Raw genomic sequence first — 1,874 nt, forward strand, 5'->3', positions numbered from 1 at the left:
CACGCGTGGGCGCTTGTGGAGCGGACTGCCAAGGTGCCCACATCGCCCCGTGTTTCCTTGAAGCCAGGATATGGATTGCTGCGCAGCACGAGCATTTGCGACCTGGTCCGGAAGCCCTCATCGTCCAGGCGTTCTCCATTGGGACACTCGCAGAGACGACACATGGAAGGAGGTGGGATCCCTGCAGTCAGGTGGCCAACGGCTCCGGCCGACGCCCCGAGGCACAAGGGCGTCTCACCGGCCCACGGTCAACTACAAGATCCTTGGCGATAAATTGACGGTCAACGTCAAGGTCTGCGGCCTCGACTGGGCGTCCCGGCCGCCCGGCGAACCATACGCTCTGAGCTGCAAGCGGATCGCTCTTCAATCAAGAGCACGAGATGCACTACTGGACCGGGATCCCCGGTTGTGGAGCAGCAACTGAGAAGGGCCGTGGACCCTGTCGGCGACGCAACCCGGGACGTGCGCGATCGCCCGGGCCAGGAGCGAAATTCCTCACTCCCCAGAATCCTCTGGGGTTCCCGGCCGCCAATAGGCGGCCTTCTTTTTCGGTCGCGCGCTGTGCCGACGGTGTTGCCGCCGCCGTGGATTGACGCACCATTACCAGACGCTACTGCGGCCGCGTTCCGACCTCGCAGCCCACGACGTTGTGCCCGATGCCGAACTTCGCTCACGCCCGCGCGAGATCGTTGCGACCAATCGTGCCCAGCGCACGTCGAGCCTCCAGCGTCGGTCACCGGCAAGGGCGGATCGGTTATAACCCGCCACGGGTTCTTGGGGCGGGGACATGACAATCGGCCGGGCGCGCACGACTCTCGCGCACGTGTTCTACCAGCGCTGCTACTATCTCTTCGTCACGATGCTCGCGCTCATCATGGCGATGCTGCTGCTTGAGCCCACGCCGCGCGGACGGATCATGCTCAACGGCGCCAACCTCCTGGTCGTGGTCGCGGCGGTCGCCGCAATAGGGCGCACTCAGCTGTCATTCGTGATCGCGCTCCTCCTTGCGGCGCCGGCCCTGCTCTTTCAACTGCTCGCGATGGACGGCGGCGACTCGCGGTTCCTCCTGCACTCCTGGGCGTTCGGCGCCGCGCTTTACGCGGCAACGATTGCATACCTGCTGCGCTACGTCTTCAGCATGACGTCATGACGGCCGACAAGCTCTATGGCCCGCGGCCGCCTACCTCATCCCCGGCGCGCTGTGGGCTTATCTTTACGCGATCGCGAGCCATATTCAGCCGGGGTCGTTCGCGTTCGGCGGTGCCGCCGTTTCGCCACCGATTGGCGACTTGCTCTATTTCAGTTTCACCGTGCTGACCAGCACCGGCTTCGGGGACGCCGTGCCGGTACAGCGGTACGCGCGCGGGCTGTGTGTCCTCGAGCAACTTGTGGGGGGGCTTTTCCGGGCGATCCTGATCGCCCGCCTGGCCGGCGTCTACCCGCCGCGCAGTGAAGATGCGGGGACGTAGTGGCGGTCCAAGCCGCAACCACAACCAGCCTCCAACGTGCGAATCCTCCAGCCGCGGGCTCGCCCAGACGCCGCGCCTGAGGCAGTGGCGAAGCGACATCAGCAGGCCTCGAAGGCACGATACCCTGACCCTTGACGCGTGGTGATGCTCCGGGTGCAGCCGGCCAAGCTCCGCGGGCCATCGGCGTTCCTGACTTCAGCACCTCATGACATGCATCGCCAACCCTGATTCAGGTTGCGGCATCTTCTATTGGATCCCGGTTGATTTTTCAACAATCGGGAGCACTCCCTTGTTTGGCTGGCGACAACATTTGGACCACGCTGCAGATCCCGGCGCCGTTCAGCTGTGCAAGGAAAAGGTGGCGATCTGCATGCGTGCTCGTTCACTCGCAAGCGCCCCCGCGTA

The 1,874-nt window shown here is 64.5% G+C and carries 3 protein-coding genes; all 3 read left to right on the forward strand.

Going from position 1 to position 1,874, the window contains the following annotated elements; all coding sequences use genetic code 11:
* The first annotated feature begins 823 nt into the window (after positions 1 to 823).
* Positions 824 to 1,150 carry a hypothetical protein gene (locus tag QTI66_RS39405; RefSeq protein ID WP_286565817.1) on the forward strand — a complete coding sequence of 109 codons (327 nt, stop codon included), beginning with the start codon at positions 824 to 826 and terminating at the stop codon, positions 1,148 to 1,150.
* A 139-nt stretch (positions 1,151 to 1,289) separates the two neighbouring features.
* Positions 1,290 to 1,469, forward strand: coding sequence for a potassium channel family protein (locus tag QTI66_RS39410; RefSeq protein WP_286565818.1), 180 nt, complete (start codon positions 1,290 to 1,292; stop codon positions 1,467 to 1,469).
* A 205-nt stretch (positions 1,470 to 1,674) separates the two neighbouring features.
* On the forward strand, positions 1,675 to 1,874 hold a 200-nt coding region (locus tag QTI66_RS39415; RefSeq protein ID WP_286565819.1), incomplete at its 3' end, for a hypothetical protein.

Source organism: Variovorax brevis (assembly GCF_030317105.1).
Classification (GTDB): domain Bacteria; phylum Pseudomonadota; class Gammaproteobacteria; order Burkholderiales; family Burkholderiaceae_C; genus Variovorax; species Variovorax brevis.